At 70.1% G+C, this 16,907-nt stretch carries 15 protein-coding genes; 9 read left to right on the plus strand and 6 right to left on the minus strand.

Features of this window, described 5'->3' with window-relative positions; all coding sequences use genetic code 11:
• Positions 1-5 precede the first annotated feature (5 nt).
• The gene (locus AB0I81_RS15255; protein ID WP_360656108.1) at positions 6-1,007 is read left to right on the plus strand and encodes a helix-turn-helix domain-containing protein; all 1,002 of its coding nucleotides are present in this window, start codon (positions 6-8) and stop codon (positions 1,005-1,007) included.
• On the opposite strand, the gene AB0I81_RS15260 is transcribed toward AB0I81_RS15255, so the two are convergent.
• The gene (locus AB0I81_RS15260; protein WP_360656110.1) at positions 994-1,776 is read right to left on the minus strand and encodes an SDR family oxidoreductase; all 783 of its coding nucleotides are present in this window, start codon (positions 1,774-1,776) and stop codon (positions 994-996) included. The genes AB0I81_RS15255 and AB0I81_RS15260 overlap by 14 nt on opposite strands.
• A gap of 37 nt (positions 1,777-1,813) precedes the next feature.
• Here AB0I81_RS15260 and AB0I81_RS15265 point away from each other — a divergent pair, with 37 nt between their 5' ends.
• Positions 1,814-2,257 carry a MerR family transcriptional regulator gene (locus tag AB0I81_RS15265; RefSeq protein ID WP_360656113.1) on the plus strand — a complete coding sequence of 148 codons (444 nt, stop codon included), beginning with the start codon at positions 1,814-1,816 and terminating at the stop codon, positions 2,255-2,257.
• A 7-nt stretch (positions 2,258-2,264) separates the two neighbouring features.
• Here AB0I81_RS15265 and AB0I81_RS15270 read toward each other — a convergent pair whose 3' ends face one another.
• The 3 genes from AB0I81_RS15270 to AB0I81_RS15280 all read right to left on the minus strand — a co-directional run bounded on the left by AB0I81_RS15270 (position 2,265) and on the right by AB0I81_RS15280 (position 4,879).
• Complete coding sequence (locus tag AB0I81_RS15270; RefSeq protein ID WP_360656115.1) at positions 2,265-2,936, minus strand: DNA alkylation repair protein; 672 nt, start codon at positions 2,934-2,936, stop codon at positions 2,265-2,267.
• 52 nt (positions 2,937-2,988) lie between these two features.
• Positions 2,989-4,446, minus strand: coding sequence for an MFS transporter (locus tag AB0I81_RS15275; RefSeq protein WP_360656118.1), 1,458 nt, complete (start codon positions 4,444-4,446; stop codon positions 2,989-2,991).
• A 214-nt stretch (positions 4,447-4,660) separates the two neighbouring features.
• Positions 4,661-4,879, minus strand: a complete 219-nt coding sequence (locus AB0I81_RS15280; RefSeq protein WP_360656121.1) for a hypothetical protein — start codon at positions 4,877-4,879, stop codon at positions 4,661-4,663.
• A gap of 167 nt (positions 4,880-5,046) precedes the next feature.
• On the opposite strand from AB0I81_RS15280, the gene AB0I81_RS15285 reads away from it, so the two are divergent.
• The 5 genes from AB0I81_RS15285 (at position 5,047) to AB0I81_RS15305 (ending at position 13,019) form a co-directional block, all read left to right on the plus strand.
• Entirely contained in the window at positions 5,047-6,369 is a 1,323-nt protein-coding gene (locus tag AB0I81_RS15285; RefSeq protein WP_360656124.1) for a cellulose binding domain-containing protein, read from the plus strand.
• A 411-nt stretch (positions 6,370-6,780) separates the two neighbouring features.
• Positions 6,781-7,833, plus strand: coding sequence for a ketoacyl-ACP synthase III family protein (locus AB0I81_RS15290; RefSeq protein WP_360656127.1), 1,053 nt, complete (start codon positions 6,781-6,783; stop codon positions 7,831-7,833).
• Positions 7,830-8,084, plus strand: a complete 255-nt coding sequence (locus AB0I81_RS15295) for a phosphopantetheine-binding protein (RefSeq protein ID WP_360656130.1) — start codon at positions 7,830-7,832, stop codon at positions 8,082-8,084. Before AB0I81_RS15290 ends, AB0I81_RS15295 begins: the two co-directional genes overlap by 4 nt.
• Positions 8,081-9,121, plus strand: a complete 1,041-nt coding sequence (locus AB0I81_RS15300) for a ketoacyl-ACP synthase III family protein (protein WP_360656133.1) — start codon at positions 8,081-8,083, stop codon at positions 9,119-9,121. Before AB0I81_RS15295 ends, AB0I81_RS15300 begins: the two co-directional genes overlap by 4 nt.
• A gap of 22 nt (positions 9,122-9,143) precedes the next feature.
• A complete protein-coding gene (locus AB0I81_RS15305) occupies positions 9,144-13,019 on the plus strand; it encodes a beta-ketoacyl synthase N-terminal-like domain-containing protein (RefSeq protein WP_360656136.1) in 3,876 nt (1,291 codons plus the stop codon).
• 110 nt (positions 13,020-13,129) lie between these two features.
• Here the strand turns inward: AB0I81_RS15305 and AB0I81_RS15310 are convergent, their stop codons facing one another.
• The gene (locus AB0I81_RS15310) at positions 13,130-13,447 is read right to left on the minus strand and encodes a hypothetical protein (protein ID WP_360656139.1); all 318 of its coding nucleotides are present in this window, start codon (positions 13,445-13,447) and stop codon (positions 13,130-13,132) included.
• 41 nt (positions 13,448-13,488) lie between these two features.
• Here AB0I81_RS15310 and AB0I81_RS15315 point away from each other — a divergent pair, with 41 nt between their 5' ends.
• Both AB0I81_RS15315 and AB0I81_RS15320 read left to right on the plus strand, forming a co-directional pair.
• Complete coding sequence (locus AB0I81_RS15315) at positions 13,489-14,376, plus strand: glycoside hydrolase family 19 protein (RefSeq protein WP_360656142.1); 888 nt, start codon at positions 13,489-13,491, stop codon at positions 14,374-14,376.
• Positions 14,377-14,433: 57 nt separating this feature from the next.
• Positions 14,434-15,279, plus strand: a complete 846-nt coding sequence (locus tag AB0I81_RS15320; RefSeq protein WP_360656145.1) for a lytic polysaccharide monooxygenase — start codon at positions 14,434-14,436, stop codon at positions 15,277-15,279.
• A 58-nt stretch (positions 15,280-15,337) separates the two neighbouring features.
• Here the strand turns inward: AB0I81_RS15320 and AB0I81_RS15325 are convergent, their stop codons facing one another.
• Positions 15,338-16,756, minus strand: coding sequence for a hypothetical protein (locus AB0I81_RS15325; RefSeq protein WP_360656148.1), 1,419 nt, complete (start codon positions 16,754-16,756; stop codon positions 15,338-15,340).
• Positions 16,757-16,907: the final 151 nt, after the last annotated feature.

The raw sequence follows: 16,907 nt of genomic DNA on the forward strand, positions 1-16,907 counted from the left end.
GGCGCATGAATGCCGGCTCCGTGGCGCTGGTCGTGATCGACGACGCCATCGCGATGTGGGACATGTACGAGCTGGGCATCGCGACGGCGGTGTTCGGCGTGGCCCACACCGATCTCGCGAACCCCTGGTACGACCTGCGCCTGTGCGGGCTGCGCCCGGGGACGTCCTCGTCGGCGCCGGGATTCCGGCTGAACGCGCCGTACGGGCTGGAGGAGCTGGAGAAGGCCGACACCGTGATCGTCCCGGTGGTGCCGGAGTCGTACACGAACGGCGGTCGCGAGCTGCCGGAAGAGCTGCTCGACGCGCTGCGCAGGGCCGGTGCGGCCGGGGCGCGCATGGTCTCGCTCTGCAACGGCGTGTTCGCGCTCGCCGCCGCCGGGCTCCTCGACGGCCGCCCCGCCACCGCCCACTGGGAGCACACCCGGGAGCTGGCGGAACGGTTCCCGCGGGTGCGGGTGGACGACTCGGTCCTGTACGTCGATGACGGCGACGTGCTCACCAGCGCCGGCCTCAGCGGCGGGCTCGACCTGTGCCTGCACATCGTCCGCCGCGACCTCGGCGCGCGGGTGGCCAACCAGCTCGCCCGCCGCCTCGTGGTCCCCGCGCACCGGCCGGGCGGTCAGGCCCAGTTCGTGGAACGCGCCGTCGAGGTGGGCGACGACGGCATCGCACCCGTGCTGCACTGGGCCCTGGAGCACCTCGACCGCCCGCTCACCGTGGACGACCTGGCCGCCCGCGCCGGGATGAGCGTGCGCAGCTTCCACCGCAACCTGCGGGCGGCGACCGGCACGAGCCCGATGAAGTGGCTGCTGCACCAGCGGCTCGCCCGCGCGCAACAACTCCTGGAGAGCACCGACCTGCCCATCGACCAGATCAGCGAACGCAGCGGCCTGGGCAGCTCCAACAACCTCCGCCACCATTTCGCCGCGCATCTCGGGGTGGCGCCCACCGAATACCGGCGCGCCTTCCCCAACCGGCAGACCGGGGAGGCGCTCAGAGCGTCTTGAGCAGCCCGCCGTCGATCACGAGTTCCGAGCCGCTCATGTTGGGGACCAGGCCGGACGCGAGGAACACCACCAGCGCCGCGACCTCCTCAGGCTCGGTGAACCTGCCGGTCGACATGCCGACGAACGCGGGAAGCTGATCGGCGAGGTTCTCCCGCGCGATGCCCGCGCGTTGGGCGAGCACGTCACCAGGCCCGCCGGGGGAGGTCCACACGTCGGTCCATACCGGGCCGGGGGAGATCGTGTTCACCCGCAGCCCACGGCCGCCGAACTCCTCGGCCAGCGCCTTGCCGAGGTTGGACAGCGCCGCCTTGACCGCCGACTGGGCGACCAGGCGCGGTTGCGGCAGCCGGGAGTTGACCGAGCCGATGTTGATCACCGCGCCGCGGCGCTCCAGGAGGCTCGGCAGTGCGGCGCGGGTGGCGCGCACCGCCGACATCAACGTCAGGTCCACCGTGTGACGCCAGGCGGCGTCGTCGAGTTCGAGGAAGCCCCCGGCCGGTGTGGAGGTGCCCGCGACGTTGTTGACGAGGAGGTCGATGCCGCCGTGCCGGTCGATCGCGTGCCGCACGAGGTGGCCGGGGCCGTCGCCGGTGCCCAGGTCGATCGCCAGCGCGTCCGGTGTCGTGTCCTTGAGCGCGCCGGTGATCGTACGGCTGCCGGCGACGACCGCGTACCCCTCCTCGACCAGCGCCCGTACGGTCGCCAGCCCGATTCCCCTGCCCGCTCCGGTGACCACGGCGACGCGCTTCTCATCCTGGTGACTGTTCACCTCGCTCATCATTCAGGTTGAACTAAGGTTCAAGTCAATGAACGAGCTGACGATATCCGAGCTGCGGGCCCGCACCGGCGTGGCGTCGTCCGCGCTGCGCTTCTACGAGCGCAAGGGCCTGCTGTACGCCACGAGGCGCGCGGGTGGCAAGCGCGTCTACGACGAGGTCGCCGTCGAACAGATCGCCCTCATCGACCTGCTCAAACAGGCCGGATTCACGCTGTCGGAGATCGCCGCGCTGGTCGGTCCCGATGGCCGTACCGCACTGGGCTGGCGGGCCGCGGCGGTGGCGAAGCTGCGTGAACTCGACGAGCGGGTGGAGCGGATCCAGCGGGCGCAGAAGGCGCTACGGCACACCATCGAGTGCCGGCGCGACCACCTCGACGACTGCCCGGTGCACCATCGCATCCTCCGGGCACACGCCGACGCACTCGCCGCGGCCGCGGCCGCGGCCACCAAGAGGACCGGCGCGGACGTCTGAGCAGTGGCTACGCGTCGTGCTGCCGGCGCACCATCTCGTTGATCCAGATGGGCGCGAAAGGCGACGTGCAGCCCGGGGCGGTCGGGTAGTCCTTGAGCACCTCCAGGCGCTCGCCGATGTCGAGCGCGCGGGCGCGGTGCCCGGCGTGCTCGATCCCGATCTGCGCCAGGCAGTGGTTCATCGCCCACTGCAGCCGATCGGGAGCGTCCTTCATCTCCGCCTCGATGACGCCGAGCAGCCCTTCGAGATCGAGGCCCTCGGGCTTCTTGGCCACGCGTTCGGTGGTCAGCGCCCAACCGGCGCTCGCGACCACCGGATCCGGATCGGTGAACCAGGCCAGGCGCAGCTCCTCGACGTGCGGGTTCTTCTTCACCACGTAGTTCACCAGCCAGTCCTGCACCTTGGGCGCACGCGCCTGGCGCAACATGCGGTCCAGCTCGTCACGCTCGAACGCCTTCGGACGGCAGATCAGCAGCGCCAGCAACCGCGCCGCGGTGTCGTCGGTCTCCCAGAGCCGGTACGCGAGCTCCTGCTGCGTCTTCAGCCGCTTGGCGATCGCGCGCAGCTTGCCGAGGTTCACCCCGTGATCGTCGCCGTGTTTCTCGTTCACGGCCCGTGCCTTCGGATCCTCCAGTTCGGCCAGTTCGGCCATCACCTCGGTCAACGTCGTCCCGGCCATCTTCACGCCTCCTGTCCGTTACGTGCGCAATGCAGCCTACGACGGAAGCCGGTCATCGGGCGGCCCGGGCGGTGAGAGCCCCGAGTCCGCAGATGATCGCGATGCCGAACAGCGAGTAACGCGCCGCGTCGAGCATCGATCCGCCGCCCAGGTTGACCAGGGCCCCGCCGACCGCGGTGCCGAACGCGATCGACAGGCTCGTCACGGTGGCGATCGCCGCCGCGGCCCGCCCGCCCTCCTCCGGGTCCTGGGTGCTGGACATCGCGGCCACCGACAGGTGCGGGTAGGCCAGGCCGATGCCCGCGCCGGCGACGTACAGCACCGGCACCCAGGCGATCACCAGCCAGATCGGCGCGTTCTCGGCCTGCAGCAGCCCCTGGACGGCGAGGCCGGCGGCGAGCAGCAGCGGGCCGAGCACGCGCAGCCGGCGCACCGCCCGGGGTCCCGTCACCGACGAGCTGCCGATCTGGGTCGTCGACCAGCCGAGTGAGATGGCCGCGGCGAAGAACCCCGCCACCAGGGGCGGCAGCCCGGCGAGCCGCTGGCCGAACAGCGGCAGGAACGACTCGACCGAGACGCCGAAGGCCAGCAGCCCCAACGTCAGGTAGATCCACTTGAGCGACGAACCCCGCTGGTAGGTCGTCCGGGGGAAGACGCGCAGCTCGCTGCGCCGCTCGTGCGCGACGAACCCGGCCATCAGCAGCAGCGACGCCACGATGCAGGCGACCTTCGCCGGCGTGCCGGCCACGACCCCCGCCATGCTCACGGCCGCGGCAGCCGCCGTGATCAGCACCAGCGACCCAACCGGAACCGGAACCCGCTCGCCGCCGCCCCGACCGCCGCCGCGCTCGCCGCCGTGCCCGCTTCCGCGATCACTGCGCGGCAGTACGCGGGGCACGAGCGCGCCGCATCCCGCCCCGATCACCGCCATCGCGACGAACGCCAGCCGCCACGACCCGAACTGGGCGAACAGGCCGCCGAGCGCCGGACCGGCGAAGTTGCCGACGCCGTACATCGCCGACATCAGAGCCGCGCCGCGCGTCCAGAGCCTGGCCGGCAGCGCCGACCGGAGGACGGCGAACCCCAGCCCGGACAGCAGCCCGGCGCCCAGCCCCTGGACCCCCCTGGAGACCAGCAACACCTCCATCGCCGGGCTCAGCGCGCAGGCCAGCGAGCCCGCGACGAACGTCGCGAACCCGGTGAGGTAGGCGCCGATGTTCCCCCACCGGGACAACAACCGGCCGGCGAGCGTCGTCGCGATCACCATGGCGACCAGATAGGCCGTCATGTTCAGGGCGTAGAAGCCGGCGCCGCCCAGCTCGGCCACCGCGCTCGGCAGCAGGCTCGCCGCCAGGTAGATGTTGATCGCCCCCACCAGCACCCCACCGGCCAGCACGATCGCCGACCCGAGATGCCGCCGGCCCAGCAGTTCCCCCCACGCGGGTGGACCGGGCGATGTCGCGATCGGGGACCTCGTGGAGCCGGGTCCTCCCTGCTCGTCAGTACTCATGACTTCGAGCTTGTCGCTGAACCGATCCCGGAACCTTCCGGCCGCCCCACCGCTCACGATGCCGGTGAAAGCTTCAAGCGGCGGTACAACCACCGCATACCGCGGCCATACCGCCGAGCCCTGGCGTCGGCAGCCCCGACGATGCTCGTGAGCCGGTCGCCGAGCGCCCCTGGCCCGCGATGTCGGAGCCGGGGGCGCACCCTTGTCTACGGCGTCAGGCGTAGAGGAAGTAGTAGTGGTACTGGCTCTTGTACTCGCATCGCCAGCCGTCCCACCAGCCTTGTTGGTCGCCGTAGTTGCCGACTCGCTGGCATTCCGGGAGTTCCCGGTAGATGCCGTTCAGCTTCTCGGCGTGTGCCGGGGCGGCGCCGATCGTCAACGACATTCCGGCGGCCAGAACGGCCGAGACGAGAACCGCGCGTGCCTTGCGCATCAATCCTCCTGCCACTGGGTGGATCTTGGCGGTCAAGATTAGCACTGACCGCGCGCCAGGAAAGGGTGTCAGCCATTCGGGATCAACTTTGACTTTCGATGATTACTTTGACGATCATCAGCTATCTGTCATACCGACACCCCACCCAGAATGACCGGAGGCGCACGATGCGCGTTCGTACCCGCATGCCCGCGATTCTCGGCATGGTCATGACCATGCTGGCCACCCTCACTGCGTCGCTCGTCATTTCGCCACCGGCTCAGGCCGCGCAGGTGATCAGCGACATCGCCTACGCGCCCGCGCAGCCGGCCGGCTCCCGGGGGCACCTGCTGGACTTGTACCTGCCATCCGGCGGCATCACCCCGCGTCCGCTGGTCATCTGGCACAGCGGCTCGGCCTGGTCGAGCGACGACGGCAAGAGGGGCGCGGACGCGATCGCCGCCGAACTCAACGCCAGGGGGTTCGCGGTGGCCGGAGTCAGCGTCAGGTCCAGTTCGCAGGCGGTCTTCCCGGCCCAGGTGCACGACGTGAAGGCGGCCATCCGGTGGTTACGCGCCAACGCCGCCACCTACCAGCTCGACCCCAACCGCTTCGCGATGATGGGCGACTCCTCGGGCGGCTGGCTGACGGAGATGGCCACCTTCACCGGCGGCGTCTCCTCGCTTGAGGGCACCGTCGGCACGACCGGCGTCTCCAGCTCCGTGCAGGCGGGGCTCGCCTTCTACAGCCCCACCGACTTCCTGCAGATGAACGCGCAGAACCTGCCGGGCGGCGGGCTGGACCACGACTCTCCCGTCTCGCCGGAGTCCCAGCTGATCGGCTGCGCCATCCAGACCTGCCCCGCCAAGGTGGCCCTGGCCAACCCGATCAACTACGTCGACAGCGCCGACCCGCCGCTGCTGTTCCTGCACGGCCAGGCCGACTTCCTGGTGCCGCACGGGCAGAGCGTGCTGCTCTACAACAAGATCAAGGCGAGTTGCGGCAACGGCCAGTTCATTTCGGTCCCCGGCGCGGACCACGGCAAGAGCGACGTCATGGACCCCGCCCGCTTCGGCACCCAGACCGTCTACACCACCACCAACTGCGGCGGGACCACCCAGGTCGGCTCGCCCAACCCCACCTGGGACACCTTCGCCGCCTACCTGCGCGGCGCGCTCAAGATGGGCACCTCCTGCCAGGTCTCCTACGCCACCACCACCTGGAGCGGCGGCTTCACCGGCAGCGTGACCATCAGGAACACCGGCACGACCCCCATCGACCGGTGGACCGTGACGTGGGGCTGGCCGGGCAACCAGCAGGTCACGACCGCCTGGAACGCCGTGGTGACGCAGTCCGGCACGCAGGTGACCGCGCGCAACGACGCCCACAACGCCGTCATCGGCGCCAGCTCAAGCACCAGCTTCGGCTTCGAGGCGACCTACAGCGGAACGAACGCCGTGCCGGCCGAGTTCAGGCTCAACGGCATCGTGTGCGCCAGGGTCCTCGGCTGACAATTTCGGAAACGCACTCTGGACCCGTCCAGGAGGCAAAACCGCAGCTCGCCGCAGAAAAGTGCATTTCATAATTCAACACGTTCCGACGGGATCCGATCACGGAATGACGTCATCCAGATTTCGGGGCGTTATATTGCTTTACCCGATGGTCGGATCTATCCTTTCCTCTGGGACGGCCGGTGAGAGAGTGACCGGCCGAAACATCGCCTCACCGCCGATATTCCGTCTGCCGGCCGCGTGCTATTGACTGTGTTTCCAATATAAGGCTTCGGATGCGCGTCGCCCATCCCGCCTGATTCTCCTCACCCGCCTGCCGGAAACCCCACCGGCGTCTTCGCCGACGCCGTCTCCCATGGTGCTCCGTCGGTCCGACGGTGCCCTCCCACCGTTTGACGAGTTAGGGGACGTGTGCGTACATCCAACATGTTCGTCAGGAGCCTTGGCGTCTTCGTGCCGGACATCGTGAGCGTGGAGCAGGCGGCCAGGGAGGGCAGGTATCCGGCCGAGGAGGTCGAGCGGTTCCAGCAGATCGGCGCGGCGGTCGCCGGCGACATGCCCGCGCCGGAGATGGCGCGGCGCGCGGTGCTGGACGCCTACGACCGCTGGGGCGAATCCTCCCCGCGCGACCTCGACCTGCTGCTCTACCCGTCGGTCTGGCACCAGGGCCCGAACGGCTGGCAACCACAGCACTACCTGCAGATGCATCTCCTCGGCGGGGACGTGCCGGCGTTCGAGATCAGGAGCGGCTGCGTCGGCATGATCAGCTCGCTGCAGCTCGCGGCCAGTTACCTGCAGGCCGACCAGGGCCGGGACACCGCGATGGTGGTCTCGGCCGACAACCACGGCACCCCGCTGGTGGACCGCTGGCGCATGACGCCGGGGGCGGTGATGGGCGACGCCGCGTGCGCGCTCATCCTCGGCAAGGAGTACGGCATGGCCGAACTCCTCTCGGTGAACGTGACGACGATCCCCGAGGCCGACGCGGTCAACGACGGCGCGTACCCCCTCTTCCCGCCGGACGCCACCGTCGGCAGAGGGCTGAGCTTCGGAGACCGGCACGAGGAGTTCCGCCAGCGGTTGCTCAAGGAGCGCGGCACCGGGATCCATCTGACGATCCAGAAGACGATGATGCAGCAGGTGGAGCAGACCCTGGAGGAGGCCGGGATCGGGCCGGACGACCTCGGCAGGGTGGCGTTCCCGCACGGCCGCCGCGAGGACCTGGACGGGCAGATGTCCTGGCTCGGGATCGAGCTGGAGCAGACGACCTGGGACTACGGCCGGCGCGTCGGCCACTGCGGCGCGGTGGACCAGTTCATCGCCTTCGAGCACCTGGTCGCCACCGGCGGGCTCTTACCCGGCGATCACCTGCTCATGGTGGGGTTCGGCTCGGGGACGTCGGTCGCCGCGGCCGTGTTCCGGGTCCTCGCGACCGCTCCCAGGACGAGAGAGGCACTCGCATGACCGCGTACCGGCTCATCGCCTTCATCCAGGAGAACCTGGTGCCGGACGATCTCGACCTGGAAGTGGACGAGACGACGCCGCTGCTGCTGTCGGGGCTGCTGGACTCCCTGCGCACGGCGCGCCTGCTCAACTTCATCAGGAAGGAGCTCGGCGTCCCGGTGCCCGCCGCGAGACTCGACCCCGAGAACTTCAGGGACGTCGCGACCATCGTCGCGATGCTCGAAGAGCTCGAATCGGCGCGATCCGCATGAAGCAGGCGGATACCTACATCGGCGGTGTGGGAGCCTTCGTTCCCCGGACGGTCAGCGTCGAGAAGGCCGTCGCCAAGGGCTGGTACCCGGCCGAAGAGGTCGAGCTGCACAACCTGGCCGGGGCGGCGGTGGCCGGTGACCTGCCGGCTCCGGAGATGGCACTGCACGCGGCGCAGAGCGCGCTCAAGCGCAGCGGCCGGGCGCCGGCCGACCTGGACCTGCTCCTGTACGCCTCGACCTGGCACCAGGGTCCCGACGGCTGGCCGCCGCACTCCTACCTGCAGCGCAACCTGGTCGGCGGGGACGTCCTGGCCACCGAGATCCGGCAGGGCTGCAACGGGATGTTCATCGCGCTCGAACTCGCGGCCGGCTACCTGGACGCCGCTCCCGGCCGGCAGGCCGCCCTGCTGGTCTCCGCCGACAACTACGGCACGCCGCTGATGGACCGCTGGCGGATGGGCCCCGGCTACATCGGCGGTGACGCCGCCGCCGCGCTCGTGCTCACCAAGGAAACGGGTTTCGCGCGGCTGACGTCGATCTGCACGGTGACCGTGCCCGAGGCCGAGGAACTGCACCGGGGCACGGAACCCCTGTTCCCGCCCGGCGTCACCGTCGGCCGCCGGATGAGCTTCGGAACCAGGAACGAGCAGTTCCGGCAGCAGGTCATGCCCAAGGGGGAGAGCACGGCGGCGCTGTTCAAGATCCAGCGGGCGCTGATGGAGGTCGTCGAGCGCGCGCTGGCCGAGACCGGGATCGAGGCCCGCGACCTGGCCCGGGTGGCCTTCATGAACTACTCGGAGGAGATCGTCGAACAGCGCTGCATGGCCGCGCTCGACCTGCCCATGTCCCGCTCGACCTGGGACTACGGCCGCACCATCGGCCACTGCGGGGCCAGCGACCAGGTTCTCGCCCTCGACCGGCTGCTGATGACCGGGGAACTGGGCCCCGGCGACCACCTGCTGATGCTCGGCACCGGCCCCGGGGTCACCGTCTCCAGCGCCGTGATCCAGATTCTCGACACACCTCCATGGGCCTGACCTCGAAGGGAAACGAACGCAGATGGTCGTGGAACCAGTGGCGGTGGTCGGGATCGGATGCCGCTTTCCCGGCGACGCCGGCTCACCGGAGGAGTTCTGGGACCTGCTGTGCGCGGGCCGGAACACGACCGGGCCGCTGCCCGCCGAACGCTGGCGCCCGTACGAGAACCGGAGTCCCGAGTACGCCGCCGCGCTGCGCGACGCCGTACGCCATGGCAGTTTCCTGAGCGACAGCGAGGGCTTCGACGCGGAGTTCTTCGGCCTGTCGCCCCGCGAGGCCGAGCTGATGGATCCGCAGCAGCGGATCCTGATGGAGACCGCGTGGGAGGCTCTGGAGCACGCGGGCCTGCCGCCGCACGAGCTGGCCGGCACCGACGCCGGGGTGTTCGTCGGGGTCTGCACGGCCGACTACGGCAGCCGCCTGCTGGAGGATCTGCCCCAGATCGAGGCGTGGACCGGGATCGGCGCGGCGACCTGCGCCGTCGCCAACCGCATCTCCTACTCCCTGGACCTGCGCGGGCCCAGCATGGCGATCGACACCGCCTGCTCGGCGTCGCTGGTCGCGCTGCACCTGGCCACGCAGAGCCTGCGGCTCGGCGAGAGCGACGTCGCCCTCGCCGGCGGGGTCAACCTGCTGGTGACCCCGGGCCAGACCATCACGCTCGGCGCCGCCGGAGCCCTGGCGCCCGACGGGCGGTCCAAGTCGTTCGACGCCACGGCCGACGGGTACGGGCGCGGCGAGGGTTGCGGCGTGGTCGTGCTCAAGCGGCTGTCCGACGCCCGCCGCGACGGCGACCGCGTGCTCGCGCTGGTCATCGGCAGCGCCGTCAACCAGGACGGGCACACCAACGGCATCATGGCGCCGTGCGGGGAGGCCCAGGAACACGTGATGCTCAGGGCCTGCCGGCAGGCGGGCATCGCGCCGGCCTCGGTCGGCTACGTCGAGGCGCACGGGACCGGGACCCGGCTGGGCGACCCGCTGGAGGCACAGGCGCTGGCCTCCGTGTACGGCGCGGGACGCCTGCCGGACGACCCGTGCCTCATCGGCTCGGTCAAGTCCAACATCGGCCACCTCGAAGGCGCCGCCGGCATCGCCGGGATCATCAAGGCGGTGCTCGCCCTGCACCGCGACGAGATCCCGCCGAGCGTGCTGACCACCCCGAACCCGGCCATCTCGTGGGAGACCTCAGGACTTCGCGTGGTGACCGAACGTTCGCCGTGGCCGGATCGCGGGCATCCCAGACGGGCGGGCGTCTCCAGCTTCGGGTACGGCGGCACCGTCGCGCACATCCTGCTCGAACAGGCTCCACCGGCTCCGGCGGCAGCCAGCGGGGAGGAGGGGACGGGGGAGCGCCTGTTCCCGCTGTCGGCCGCGTCGGAAAAGGCTCTCCGGCAGTACGCGGGCAGACTGGCCGACCAGCTCGATGGCAGCGACCAGCTCGACCGGCTCGATGGCCGCGACCGGCATGATGGCAGCGACCAGCTCGACCGGCTTAATGGCCGCGAGCAGCTCGACGACCTCGACCGGCCCGACCGGCTTGATGGTCTCGATCTTGCTTCGGTGGGGCACACGCTGGCGTTGCGGCGCTCGCACCTGGGTCGGCGAGCCGTCGTGATCGGCGGGGACCGGCAGGAGTTGGCGGCGGGTCTCCGCAGGCTGGCCGCCGACGTGCCGTCCGAGGCCGTCATCACCGGCGATGTGTTGCCCGAGCCTGGCCCCGGGCCGGTCTGGGTGTTCTCCGGGCAGGGCTGCCAGTGGCGTGGGATGGGGCAGGAGCTGCTGGCCACGGAGCCGGAGTTCGCGTCCCTGGTGGACGAGGTGGAGCCGATCTTCGCCGAGGAGATCGGTTTCTCCCCCAGGAAGATCCTGGCCGAGGGCGAGCTGGAGGGGATCGACCGCGTACAGACCATGATCTTTGTGATGCAGCTCGGTCTCGCCCGGCTCTGGAGCTCGTACGGGGTGAGTCCGAAGGCGGTCATCGGCCACTCCGTCGGCGAGATCGCGGCGGCGGTGACGGCCGGTGCGATGACCGTCACCGATGGCGCGCGGCTGATCTGCCGCCGGTCGCGGCTGCTGCGCCGGGCCGAGGGCAAGGGCGCCATGGTGATGGTCGGCCTGCCCTTCGAGGAGGCGGCCGAGCGGCTGGCCGGCCGTACCGACCTGGTTCCCGCCATCTCGTCGGCACCGGACTCCACCGTGTTGTCCGGCGACGTCGCCGCGGTCGAGGCGGTGCTGAACGAGTGGCCTGCCGAGGGCATCGTGGTCCGCCGGGTCGCCTCCGACGTCGCCTTCCACAGCCCGCACATGGATCCGCTGGCCGTCGAACTGGCGGCCGCCGTCACCGACCTCTCCTTCGGCGCGCCCCGCATCCCCATGTACACGACCGTGCTGGCCGACCCCCGGTCCACGCCGGTCCTGGACAGCGCGTACTGGGCGGCGAACCTCCGCGACCCGGTACTGCTGGCCGCGGCGACGACGGCGGCGGCGCAGGACGGCCACCGCGCGTTCCTGGAGATCTCCCCGCACCCCGTGGTCGCGCACTCCATCACCGAGACGCTCGCGGAGACCGGGTTCGAGGACGTGTTCGTCGGCACCACGTTGCGCCGGAACCAGCCGGAGCGAGCGACCTTCCGCACCGCGCTCGGCCTGGCGCACTGCCACGGCGTCGAGCCGGACTGGAGCCGCCTGCAGCCATCCGGCGGCCTGGTCACCCTGCCGCCGTACGCCTGGCAGCACCGCCGCCACTGGCGTGAGGCCCCGGGCGGCGACGAGAACCGAGGGCACGAGGCGGACTCCCACACCCTGCTCGGCGCCGGGACGAGCCTCGCGGGCAGCAGGACCCGGGTGTGGCGGACCAGCCTGGAGGACGCGAACCGGCCCTATCCGGGCAGCCACGCGGTCGGCGGGGTCGAGATCGTGCCCGCCGCCGTGCTGGTCAACACGTTCCTGCGTGCGGTCGCGGACCTGGACGGCACCCTTCCCGTCCTCGCCGACGTGGAGATGACGCATCCGCTGATGACCGCGGAACGCAGGCAGATCCAGGTCGTCCACGAGCCTCCTGCGATACGGATCGCGGCGCGTACACCGGCCGGCCCCGACGAACCGGAACCCGCCTGGCTGATCCACGTCACCGCAGCCACAGCCCCTCCGGTGGCTACGGCCCCCCAGGCGGCCCCGAGCCCCGTGCTGCCGGACGCGACCGGTCTCACCCCGATCGACCCCGGGTTCGTGCACCAGCGGCTGGCCGCGGTGGGTGTGCCCACGACGGGCTTCGACTGGACGATCGAGACGCTGCTGAGCGGGGACGGCGTGTTGCGCGCCACGGTCCGTACGCCGCACCCGGACTCCGGGGCCACCTGGGCGTCCGCGCTGGACGCGGTGATGTCGGTCGCTCCCTGCGTCTTCCCCGGCGATCCGGTGCTGCGCATGGTCGTGCACATCGACGAGGTGAAACTGACCGGCACGCCACCGGAGACCGTGATCATCGACGCGGCCGTCGATCCGGCGGCCGCCGACACCGTGCTGGCGCTCCTGGCCGACGCCGACGGCCACGTGGTGGGGCACCTGTCCGGCCTGCGCTATCCGGTGATCGACACCCCCGCGACGGCCGAGGACGATCTCCAGGGGCCCGCGGAGTCGTTCGCCGCCCTGCCGCCGGAGGAACTGCGCGAGTACGCCCTGACCGAGGTCCGCGCGGAGATCGCGGCCGTGATGCGGCTCGCCCCGGAGGACCTGGCGCTCCGGCGTCCCCTGGTCGAGCAGGGGCTGGATTCGGTGATGACCGTCATGGTCAGGCGGCGCCTGGAGAAGCACTTCGGCCGCCGCCTACCGGCGACCCTCCTGTGGCAGCAGCCCACCATCTCCGCGATCGCGGACCACTTGGTGGACCTCCTCTGAAACCGGACCCGACCAGGCCGGACCCGACCAGGCCGGACCCGACCAGGCCGGACCCAACCAGGCCGGACCCGACCAGGCCGGACCCAACCCGGCTGCCCGACCCGGCGGCTCTACCCGGCCTTCTCTGAGGCCGGGTCCTGCCCGGCCGCGCCAGGGCCGGGCAGCAGGTCCACGTCACCGGCGTGCATCGGCTCGCCGCAGTGGTCGCAGCGCAGATCGACCCGGGCGATCTCGCCGCACGCGTGATGGCGATACAGCACCGGCGGCCCCGCCTCGCCCGCGAGCCACCGATCCCCCCACCCGGCCATGACCATGAGCAGGTCGACCAGCTCGGTGCCCTTCAGGAAGTCGGCGTGGGCTGACTCGCGGGTTGACTTTGGGTCTTGTGGCGCGGCCTCGGTCGTGCCACCATCGCAGCCACAACTCATAGGAAACTTTCCTAAGAGATGACTGCGAAAGGAAGTTCCGGGTGCGACGAAGCCTGACGTCGGTGGCCGCCGCCGCGTTGATCGCCGGAGGCACGATCTCAGTCACCCTTCCCGCCTCACCGGCCTCCGCGACAGCCTGCGACTACCCGAACTGGGTGGCCGGGAAGTGGTACGCCGTGGGCAACATCGTCCGATACACCGACGGCAAGTACTACATCGCCGTGAACGAGAACCCTGGCTACGACCCGGTGATCAGCCACTGGTACTGGGATCCGCACAACTGCGGCGGGACCAACCCGCCCAACCCAGGCGCGGCCGTGGTGAGCCAGGCCCAGTTCAACCAGATGTTCCCGAACCGCAAACCGTTCTACAGCTACAGCGGCCTGACCACCGCCATGGCCTCCTTCCCCGCGTTCGCCCGTACCGGCAGCGCCACGGTCAAGAAGCAGGAGGCCGCCGCCTTCCTGGCCAACGTCAACCACGAGACGGGCGGCCTGGTCCACATCGTGGAGCAGAACACCGCCAACTACCCGCACTACTGCGACCCCAAGCAGCCCTACGGCTGCCCCGCGGGACAGGCCGCCTACTACGGTCGCGGGCCGATCCAGCTGAGCTGGAACTTCAACTACAAGGCGGCGGGCGACGCCCTCGGCGTCAACCTGCTGGCCGACCCGTGGAAGGTGGAACGGGACTCGGCGATCGCGTGGAAGACCGCGCTGTGGTACTGGATGACCCAGCGTGGCCCGGGAACCATGACCCCGCACAACGCCATGGTCAACGGCCGCGGGTTCGGCGAGACGATCCGCAGCATCAACGGCAGCATGGAGTGCGGCGGCAAGAACCCCGGCCAGGTCCAGAGCCGGGTGAACGCCTACCAGAGGTTCACCGGGATTCTCGGCGTGAGCCCTGGAGGCAACCTCTCCTGCTGACGCTCATCTGATTCTCGTTCATCCCGTACGAACTCCTCCCACCCCCAGGAGTGCAAGATGCGCAAGAGCACGATGGCCGCCGCGGTTGCCGCCTCCGGACTGCTGGCCCTGCTGCCGGCGTCGGCGGCCAACGCCCACGGCACCATGTCCAACCCGCCCAGCCGGGTCTACGTCTGCAAGAACGAGGGCCCGGAGTCGCCGAAGTCCGCCGCCTGCAAGGCCGCCGTCGCGGCCGCCGGCACGCAGGCCTTCTACGACTGGAACGAGGTCTCCCTGCTCGAAGCGGGCGGACGGCACCGCCAGCTCATCCCGGACGGCAAGCTCTGCAGCGCGGGGCGCGAGAAGTACCGTGGCCTGGACCTGCAGCGCGCCGACTGGCCCGCGACCAAGGTGAGCTCCGGCAACTTCCAGCTCACCTACCACGCCACCGCCCCGCACTCCAACAGCAACTTCGAGTTCTACATCACCCGCGCGGGCTGGAACCCGACCATGCCCCTGAAGTGGTCCGACCTGGTCCACATCAAGACGTTCAACGGCCAGAACCCGACGACGTTCACCAACTGGAGCATCAACCTCCCGCAACGTAGCGGCCGGCACATCCTGTACTCGATCTGGCAGCGCGTGGTCGGCAGCAACGAGGCGTTCTACACCTGCTCCGACGTGGACTTCGGCGGCGGCGGCACCCCGACGACGCCGACTCCCACGCCGACCCCCACCTCGCCCCCGAAGCCGACGCCCACCCCCACGTCCAACCAGCCCGGCGGCACGTGGAGCGCCGGCACGGCCTACCGCGTGGGCGACAGGGTGACGTTCGGCGGGCAGACGTATGAGTGCCTCCAGGCACACACCGCGCTCGCCGGCTGGGAGCCGTCGAACGTGGCCGCCCTCTGGAAGCGCGTCTGACAACCGGCACCTCGTGGCGGCGACCGGCGGGAAGCCGGGCGCCGCCACACCCCCGGGGCTACGGTTGATGGCGGCGCGGCAGCCAGTACGGGCGGATGACGTTCTCCACGAACTCGTCCAGCCGCGCGTCTATCCTGGTGCCGGTGTCGTCGATGTCGTTGTGGATCTGGAACACCCGGCGGTTCCAGTGCGTGTCGGCCTTGAGGTCGTCGATGTTGTCCTTGGCGTAGATGGCCTGGTTGGCCGAGGTCGGGAGCAGATGGTTGTCGCTGGTCCTGATCGTGATGTCCGTGCCGGACACGATCACTTCGAGCGGTTCGACGCGGCGGTTGAGCCGCTCGGCCCGCAACCGGTCGGCGGCGCTCACGTACACGACCCGGCTGTTGGACCTGAGGTCCTCGAACTCCCGCAGCGCCGACAGCAGGTTGGGCCTGGCGAACTCGACGAGGGCGACCTTGCCCCGCTGCTTGACGTTGACGCGGACGGCCTGGGCCAGCGCCTGCAGCGCGGGCCCGAGGACGGCGGTGTCGCTCACCTCGAAAGCTCCGGCGGAGTGCGCGATGAAGTCGCCGCCGCGGGCGGACTCCAGCTTGATCGCATCGCGCACGTAGTCGCCGTAGATGAAGCTGTAGTCGGAGAGCTGGGCCGTCTGGATGCCCATCGTCTCCAGGTGTCGTGCCAGCGAGCGGCGTACGAGTGATTTGCCCGAGCCCGGCAGCCCGAGGATGAACACCACCTGACAGTCGTTGCCGAAGGCCAGGTGGGGCAGCACCTTGGCCCCGTCCCGCAGGTCGATGCCGAGCAACCGCTCGGTCTTCCGCAGCGCCTGCCGCACCTCCGCCGCGTCGCCGTGCCCCGCGACATGGCCGCAGATCATCTTGGCGAGCACCGCCTCCAGTGGTTGACCGCCGTCCCAGACCCTCTCGAAGTACTCACCCAGGATCTGGGTCGCCGCGAGCCCGTCCTGCCTGGCCGGCCGGTCCTTGCCCTCGACGCGGTGGTTGACGATCAGGGTGGACTCCTCGGCGGGCTCGCGGGAGAACAGGTGGAAGCTGAAGTTCCCCATGCCCAGCTCCGGCTGGGCGACCCGGACCTGGATGCCCCGGTTGAGCAGGTCCACGCCGCCGCGGATGTTGTCCTCGGAGTCGTGGGTGACCACCCGGACGCAGCCGTCCCTGTTGATCCGCTCCCAGGTCTTGCGGATGTCGATCGTGCGCTTCTCGGTGGCCGGCGCCAGGCCGAAGGCCACGACGTCGATCCGCTGGGTGCCCTTCTGCGCGGACTCGTTGCCCACCGTGTTGAGGTAGTTCTTGCGGCGGACCCGCCGGGAGACCACCTTGGGTACGCGGCGGCGGGTCCACATGGCCCGCATGCCGCCGATGAGGGCGGTGACGAAGATGCCGCTCGTGATGGGGACGACGAAAACTTCCCATCCGGCACCGAACATCTCCGCTGCGATGGTTTCTATGGTGCGCATCGGATCGGGTCCTCTCATGTGACCCAGTCGCCAGGAGAATCTCAACTGATGTTAAGATCTTTGCCGCTTGATATTCATAGAAGTTATAGGATCAGCTTGGATGGACACCGACCGGTTGTCAACTCATGTCAGGGCGGATGCGGTACGCTCT

The sequence above is a fragment of the Nonomuraea sp. NPDC050404 genome, from assembly GCF_040655495.1.
In the GTDB taxonomy this organism is placed as follows: Bacteria; Actinomycetota; Actinomycetes; order Streptosporangiales; family Streptosporangiaceae; genus Nonomuraea.

Bases quoted from the DNA above. Each gene is read 5' to 3' on its own strand.
- AB0I81_RS15270 (WP_360656115.1), bottom strand. From the start codon at position 2,936: ATGGCCGGGACGACGTTGACCGAGGTGATGGCCGAACTGGCCGAACTG.
- AB0I81_RS15295 (WP_360656130.1), top strand. From the start codon at position 7,830: ATGACCGCGTACCGGCTCATCGCCTTCATCCAGGAGAACCTGGTGCCG.
- AB0I81_RS15325 (WP_360656148.1), bottom strand. From the start codon at position 16,756: ATGCGCACCATAGAAACCATCGCAGCGGAGATGTTCGGTGCCGGATGG.
- AB0I81_RS15285 (WP_360656124.1), top strand. From the start codon at position 5,047: ATGCGCGTTCGTACCCGCATGCCCGCGATTCTCGGCATGGTCATGACC.
- AB0I81_RS15265 (WP_360656113.1), top strand. From the start codon at position 1,814: ATGAACGAGCTGACGATATCCGAGCTGCGGGCCCGCACCGGCGTGGCG.
- AB0I81_RS15320 (WP_360656145.1), top strand. From the start codon at position 14,434: ATGCGCAAGAGCACGATGGCCGCCGCGGTTGCCGCCTCCGGACTGCTG.
- AB0I81_RS15305 (WP_360656136.1), top strand. From the start codon at position 9,144: ATGGTCGTGGAACCAGTGGCGGTGGTCGGGATCGGATGCCGCTTTCCC.
- AB0I81_RS15255 (WP_360656108.1), top strand. From the start codon at position 6: ATGAATGCCGGCTCCGTGGCGCTGGTCGTGATCGACGACGCCATCGCG.
- AB0I81_RS15275 (WP_360656118.1), bottom strand. From the start codon at position 4,446: ATGAGTACTGACGAGCAGGGAGGACCCGGCTCCACGAGGTCCCCGATC.
- AB0I81_RS15310 (WP_360656139.1), bottom strand. From the start codon at position 13,447: ATGAGTTGTGGCTGCGATGGTGGCACGACCGAGGCCGCGCCACAAGAC.
- AB0I81_RS15280 (WP_360656121.1), bottom strand. From the start codon at position 4,879: ATGCGCAAGGCACGCGCGGTTCTCGTCTCGGCCGTTCTGGCCGCCGGA.
- AB0I81_RS15300 (WP_360656133.1), top strand. From the start codon at position 8,081: ATGAAGCAGGCGGATACCTACATCGGCGGTGTGGGAGCCTTCGTTCCC.